Below are 6,156 nucleotides of genomic sequence, written 5' to 3'. Positions count from 1 at the left end.
CGCCGATGGTACTGCAGGGGGGACCCTGTGGGAGAGTAGGACACCGCCGGACTTCTTTCGTGAAATGGCCACCCGATGATGGGTGGCCATTTCTCGTTAACGCAGCTCTCGTTAACGCAGCGACCCGGGAAGATCATGACATGGCAGAGGAACATCCGACCAAGGGTCCTCGAGGGGGCGACGAGTCGCGGCGCAGCAGCGACCGCAGATCAGGATCTTCGCCACGCCCGAACACGGGGGACCGCAAGTCCTTTCCGAAGCGCGATGGCCAGAAGCGCGATGACCAGAAGAAGGCATTCACGCCGCGCGAGGGCAGCCGACCGCCCCGCGCCGGCGCCGGCCGCGACGAACGGCGCGACGACCGTCAGTCGCGGCCCGAAGAGCTGCGCTCGGTCCGTCCGGCCTTCGACGAGCCGATCATTCCCGACGAGGTCACCGCGTCCGATCTGAACGCCGCGGCGCGCAACCAGCTGAAGACCCTGAGCAAGGAGAACGCCGACGAGGTGGCGCGCCACCTGGCGATGGCTGCCGAAGTGATCGACACCGACCCCGAACTCGCGCACCGGCACGCGATCGCGGCCACTCGGCGAGCGGGCCGAATCGGCGTAGTGCGTGAGACCGCGGCGATCACCGCGTACGCGATCGGCGACTACGCGCTGGCATTGCGCGAACTGCGCACATATCGACGCATCTCGGGCAGCGACGACCAGATCGCGCTGATGGTCGACAGCGAGCGCGGGGTCGGCCGCCCCGACCGGGCGCTCGAGGTCGGCCGCGCCGTCGACCGCGGCGCCCTCGCCCCGGCGGTGCGGGCGGAGCTGGCGATCGCGATGTCGGGAGCGCGACTCGATCTCGGCGAGACCGAGCGGGCCCTGCAGGAGCTCGACATTCCGGAATTGGATCCTGACCGGGCGTTCGAGTGGAGCCCGGCGCTGTTCGCCGCGCGTGCGACCGTGCTCGAGGAACTGGGCCGCAACGACGAAGCGCGGGTCTGGCAGCGTCGCGCCGAGGTCGCAGAAGACGCACTGAACGCGGCAAACGGCTCAGGCGATCTCGAGGTCGTCATCGTCGAGGAAGTGTTCGAGCAGCCAGTCGACGAACACACCGTCGAGGAGGCGGCCGCCTCCGAGGATCAGGACTGATGGCGCTGTTCGGCCGACGCAGCACTGAGCCGACTCCGCTCGACGGTGTCGACGTCGTGCTCGCCGATCTGGACGGCGTCGTCTACGCCGGTGCTGGTGCGCTGCCGCATGCGATCGACAGCCTCAATCTCAGTCGCGAAGGCCGTCGGCTCGGCTACATCACCAACAACGCCTCGCGCACCGATGTCTCGGTTGCTGAGCACCTGAGCGAGCTCGGCCTGCAGACGACAGCGAGCGAGGTCGTCACGAGTCCTCACGCGGCGGTGAGGCTCCTCGTCGAGCGCATCGTGCCCGGTTCGACCGTGCTGGTCGTCGGCGGCGAGGGACTTGTGAACGAACTCGAGAAGTCCGGCTTCGTCGTCACCCGCAGCGCAGAGGACGCACCCGCCGCCGTCGTCCAGGGATTCGCCCCCGAGGTCGGCTGGGCGCAGCTGGCCGAGGCCGCGTACGCGCTCGCTCTCCCGGAGGAGGAGGGTGGCATCCCCTGGATCGCGACCAACACGGACTGGACGATCCCGCAGGCCCGAGGCATCGCTCCGGGCAACGGCACCCTCGTCTCTGCGGTGCACACCGCCGTCGGCCGCCTCGCCATCGTCGCCGGCAAGCCCGAAGTTGCGATCTTCAACGAGGCGGTCGCGCGCTTCGGCGCGCGGCATCCGGTATTCCTCGGCGATCGGCTGGACACCGACATCCTCGGCGCCAATCGGGCCGGCATTCCCTCTGCGCTCGTGCTGACGGGCATCGACCGCCCCAAGCACGTCCTCGCTGCGCCCACCGGCTCGCAGCCGACCTACATCCTGGGCGATCTGCGCGAGCTGCACCAGCCGTACCCGCTCGCCCAGGTGCGCGACGGCGTCGTGACCGTCCGAGACGCCCAGGTGCGCATCGAGGGTCCGGATGTGCGAATCCTCGCCGAAGGCGGCAATCCGATCGACCTGTTGCGCGCGGGAGCCAAGGCGATCTGGGACACCGGGCGGGCGATCTACGGATTCCGTGTTCCCGAGCGACTCTATGCGGATCCGTTCCATCGTCCGTGAATGTCCGGCCCGATCGTGCGCCCCGCACGTATCCTGATGGCATGGATCAGACCGCGCCGCAGGATGAGGAGCAGGCCGATCTGCTTTCCACGCTCGAGGTGATCGAGGCGCAGCCGCTCGGCACGCGAGCCGGCGCCTACGCAGGACTGCACGACGCCCTCGCGCGCCGCCTCGAATCGGGGCCGACAGGCATGACGGCGCATTCATGACGGCGCGCCCAACGGGGCGCCCATGAACGTGCGGCTCGACGCGGCGATGCCCGCGCGCGGACTCGCACGGTCGCGCACCCACGCCGCGACCCTCATCGCCGAGGGACTCGTCACGGTGAACGGGCGTCCCGTGGTGAAGGCGTCGACGCAGGTTGTGGATGATGCCGTGATCGAGGTCGCCGCGACCGATCACTACGTCAGTCGCGCGGCGCACAAGCTGATCGCCGGGCTCGACGCGTTCGACGTCGCGGTCACGGGGCGGCTCGCCCTCGATATGGGCGCATCGACCGGCGGATTCACACAGGTTCTGCGCGAGCGCGGCGCCGACCCGGTGATCGCCGTGGATGTCGGTCACGGACAGCTGGCGGCATCCATCGCCTCCGACCCCGGCGTGATCTCGATCGAGGGATTCAACGTCCGTCACATGACGCCCGTGAGCCTCGCGGAGGCGAGCGGGGTCACCGCCGCCCCGCAGCTGATCACCGGGGACCTGTCGTTCATCTCGCTTTCGCACGTGCTGCCGGCCGCGCGCGAGGTCGCTGCGGACGACGCCGACCTTGTGCTGCTGGTGAAGCCCCAGTTCGAGGTCGGCCGCACCGCGGTCAAAAGCGGACTCGTCACGGATGCCGCCGCCCGTGCCGACGCCGTGGCCGGAGTGCTGTGGGCCGCGTGGGACGCGGGCCTCGGAACCTGCGGTGTCATCGCGTCCCCGATCGCCGGCACGCACGGCAACGCGGAGTTCATCGCGCACTTCGGATGCCGGACCCACGGCGCCGGGCGGGGAAGCAATCCGACAGAATGGTTGAGCACCGTGAACCGACTGACGGGGAGTCCATGACCGACGCCGAACGCAACATCCTGGTCGTCGTGCATGCGCGGCGCGATGACACCGTGGCCGCTGCGCAGCGCGTCGTGTCGGCATTGCGTGAAGCAGGCGCCCGGCCCGTGCTGTCGGTCGAGGACCGCCAAGAGCTCGGCGACGCGCTCGCCCCCGTGGGCCCGGTCGCGACGCTCGGAGCGGATGTGCCGGTCGAAGACGTCGAACTGGCGATCGTGCTCGGCGGTGACGGCACCATCCTGCGCGCGGCCGAGCTCGTGCGCGAGGGCATCGCTCCGGTCCTGGGCATCAACATGGGTCATGTGGGGTTCCTCGCCGAGATCGAGGCCGACGACATGGACTACGCCGTGCGCCGCGCGATCACCCGCGACTATGCCGTCGAAGAGCGTCTCGCCCTGCAGGTGCGGGTGAAGGACGCCTCGGATGAGATCCTCTACGACACCTGGGCGTTGAACGAGGCGACTGTCGAGAAGGCGAGCCGCGAGCGCATGCTCGAGGTCGTGATCGAGATCGATGGGCGTCCGCTGTCGTCGTTCGGGTGCGACGGCGTCGTCGTGTCGACGCCGACCGGGTCGACCGCGTACAACTTCTCGGCCGGTGGCCCCGTCATCTGGCCGACGGTCGAGGCGATCGCCGTCGTGCCGCTGTCGGCGCATGCCCTGTTCGCCAAGCCCCTCGTCGTCGGGCCCGAGCACGCGGTTGCGATCGAAGTTCTCGAACGCACGAACGGCACCGGCGTGCTGTGGTGCGACGGCCGTCGCTCCCACGACCTTCCGCCCGGCGCGCGCGTCGTCGTGCGCCGCTCGGACAAGCCGGTGCGCCTGGCGAGACTGCACCCGGCGGCATTCACGGACCGGCTCGTTCGCAAGTTCCGGCTGCCCGTCGAAGGGTGGCGGGGTCCCGCGACGCTCACGGCGGGTGTGATCGGCCAGGCTCCGTGATCGAGGAGATGCGCCTGCGAGATCTCGGTGTCATCGCGGAGGCCACGCTGCCCATCGGGTCGGGATTCACCGCGATCACGGGTGAGACCGGCGCCGGCAAGACGATGGTCGTGACCGGTCTCGGACTGCTTCTCGGTCAGCGTGCCGACTCCGGCGCCGTCCGGGCCGGCGCGACGCAGGCATCCGTCGACGGCGTGTGGATCGTGCCCGAGCACGGGGCGGTCGCCGACCGGGTGCGCGAGGCGGGCGGTGACCTCGAGCCGATCGGGGGCGGGCTCGCGGAGCTGCTCGTCGGGCGGTCGCTCTCCAGCGAAGGACGCAGCCGGGCGAGCGTGGGCGGGCGGGCGGCGCCCGCCGGTGTGCTCGCCGACTTGGCTGACGAGCTGGTCGTCGTCCACGGTCAGTCCGATCAGCTGCGGCTGCGCACCGCTGCCGCTCAGCGCGACGCGCTGGACCGCTTCGGCGGCGCACCGCTCGAGTCCGCGCTCGCGGCGTACCGGGCGACCTATGAGCGCTCACGTGAGCTGAGCCGGGAACTGACCGCGCTCACTGAGGATCGCGACGTGCGTGCGCGAGAGGCCGACCAGCTGCGCACGGCGATCGCCGAGATCGAGCGCGTCGCGCCGCAGCCGGGGGAGGATGCCGAGCTCTCGCGTCGGGCCGAGCGGCTCGCGAACGCCGAGGAGCTTCGCGCCGCAGCCGCCACGGCCCACGAGATCCTCTCGGGCGACGGAGACGTCCCCGATGTGGGCATCCTGCTCGCCGAGAGCCGTCGAGCCCTCGAGCGCGGACACGACCCCGCACTCGACGAGCTCGCAGCACAAGCCGCCGACCTCGGCTACCGCGCCGCCGACCTCGCTCAGGCGCTCGCGGGGTACCTGGCCGACCTGGATGAGACCGGGCCCCATGAGCTCGCGGCCGTCGAGGATCGCCGCGCCGTGCTCGGCGGCCTGATCCGCACGCACGGCTCGCTCGATGCCGCGATCGAGCTGCTCGACACCGGTGCGGGACGGCTGGCCGAGCTCGACGACGACGGTGTGCGCATCGAGCGGCTCGTGACCGACAGCGATGCCGCGGCATCCGCCCTCGACGCGCAAGCCGCCGTGCTGACATCCGCTCGCTCCGAAGCCGCCGGCCGTCTCGGCGCGGCGGTGACCGAAGAGCTGCACGCGCTCGCGATGCCCGACGCGCGCGTCGTGGTCGCGGTCACTCCGGGCGCCGAGTCCGCCTCGGGCCGCGATGAGGTCGCGATCCTGCTCGCTCCGCACGCCGGTGCCGAGCCACGTCCGGTCGCCAAGGGCGCGTCGGGCGGCGAGCTCAGCCGCGTGATGCTCGCGATCGAGGTTGTGATCGCCGGGGTCGACCCGGTACCGACGTTCGTCTTCGACGAGGTGGATGCCGGCATCGGCGGTGCCGCTGCGATCGAAGTGGGGCGCCGGCTGGCACGGCTGGCGCGGTCGTCTCAGGTCATCGCGGTGACCCACCTGGCTCAGGTGGCTGCGTTCGCGAACAATCACCTCTCGGTGGTCAAGGCGAGCGACGGATCGGTCACGGCATCGGATGTGCGCCGTCTCGATGGCGCAGACCGCGAAGCCGAGATGGCACGGCTGCTGTCGGGAATGCCTGATTCCAATGCCGCGCTCACCCACGCGCGCGAGCTGCTGGGCCTTCGAGCCCGGTCTGAATGATAGGGTAAAAGCCCGTGGCGGACACTCATACGGCGGACATTCAGAGCGACAGTTCCCCTTCAGACGACCGCTCTCGACACAGCACCACGAGACACATCTTCGTGACCGGTGGTGTCGTTTCTTCTCTTGGCAAGGGACTCACGGCGGCCAGTCTGGGCAATCTGCTGACGGCGCGCGGCCTGCGGGTGGTCATGCAGAAGCTCGACCCCTACCTGAATGTCGACCCGGGAACGATGAACCCGTTTCAGCACGGCGAGGTCTTCGTGACCGATGACGGCGCCGAGACCGACCTCGACATCGG

6 protein-coding genes and 1 pseudogene are annotated in these 6,156 nt (G+C 70.2%); all 7 read left to right on the top strand.

Annotated features, from left to right (window positions below):
- Positions 1-140 precede the first annotated feature (140 nt).
- A complete protein-coding gene (locus QZV84_RS10410; RefSeq protein ID WP_292829176.1) occupies positions 141-1,142 on the top strand; it encodes a hypothetical protein in 1,002 nt (333 codons plus the stop codon).
- Positions 1,142-2,179, top strand: a complete 1,038-nt coding sequence (locus QZV84_RS10405) for an HAD-IIA family hydrolase (RefSeq protein ID WP_292829174.1) — start codon at positions 1,142-1,144, stop codon at positions 2,177-2,179. Before QZV84_RS10410 ends, QZV84_RS10405 begins: the two co-directional genes overlap by 1 nt.
- Positions 2,180-2,220: 41 nt before the next feature.
- On the top strand, positions 2,221-2,388 hold the full coding sequence (locus tag QZV84_RS10400) for a hypothetical protein (protein ID WP_292829172.1): 168 nt from the start codon (positions 2,221-2,223) through the stop codon (positions 2,386-2,388).
- Between the two features lie 22 nt (positions 2,389-2,410).
- Positions 2,411-3,226 (top strand): TlyA family RNA methyltransferase, encoded by an 816-nt coding sequence (locus tag QZV84_RS10395; RefSeq protein WP_292829170.1) that lies wholly within the window; start codon positions 2,411-2,413, stop codon positions 3,224-3,226.
- Positions 3,223-4,167 carry an NAD kinase gene (locus QZV84_RS10390; RefSeq protein ID WP_292829168.1) on the top strand — a complete coding sequence of 315 codons (945 nt, stop codon included), beginning with the start codon at positions 3,223-3,225 and terminating at the stop codon, positions 4,165-4,167. The genes QZV84_RS10395 and QZV84_RS10390 overlap by 4 nt, the downstream gene beginning before the upstream one ends.
- Positions 4,164-5,855 carry a DNA repair protein RecN gene (gene recN, locus QZV84_RS10385; RefSeq protein ID WP_292829166.1) on the top strand — a complete coding sequence of 564 codons (1,692 nt, stop codon included), beginning with the start codon at positions 4,164-4,166 and terminating at the stop codon, positions 5,853-5,855. Before QZV84_RS10390 ends, recN begins: the two co-directional genes overlap by 4 nt.
- A 38-nt stretch (positions 5,856-5,893) precedes the next feature.
- A pseudogene (locus tag QZV84_RS10380) lies at positions 5,894-6,156 on the top strand (CTP synthase); the annotation flags it as partial.

It is taken from the genome of Microbacterium sp. (genome assembly GCF_011620715.1).
Lineage (GTDB): Bacteria > Actinomycetota > Actinomycetes > Actinomycetales > Microbacteriaceae > Microbacterium.
Note: the sequence above shows the minus strand (reverse complement) of the source record. Positions and strands in the feature narration are given on the sequence as shown.

What these genes read in the sequence shown, in the direction of transcription:
- QZV84_RS10405 (WP_292829174.1), top strand. Translation starts at nt 1,142, where the DNA reads ATGGCGCTGTTCGGCCGACGCAGCACTGAGCCGACTCCGCTCGACGGT.
- QZV84_RS10410 (WP_292829176.1), top strand. Translation starts at nt 141, where the DNA reads ATGGCAGAGGAACATCCGACCAAGGGTCCTCGAGGGGGCGACGAGTCG.
- QZV84_RS10395 (WP_292829170.1), top strand. Translation starts at nt 2,411, where the DNA reads ATGAACGTGCGGCTCGACGCGGCGATGCCCGCGCGCGGACTCGCACGG.
- QZV84_RS10390 (WP_292829168.1), top strand. Translation starts at nt 3,223, where the DNA reads ATGACCGACGCCGAACGCAACATCCTGGTCGTCGTGCATGCGCGGCGC.
- QZV84_RS10400 (WP_292829172.1), top strand. Translation starts at nt 2,221, where the DNA reads ATGGATCAGACCGCGCCGCAGGATGAGGAGCAGGCCGATCTGCTTTCC.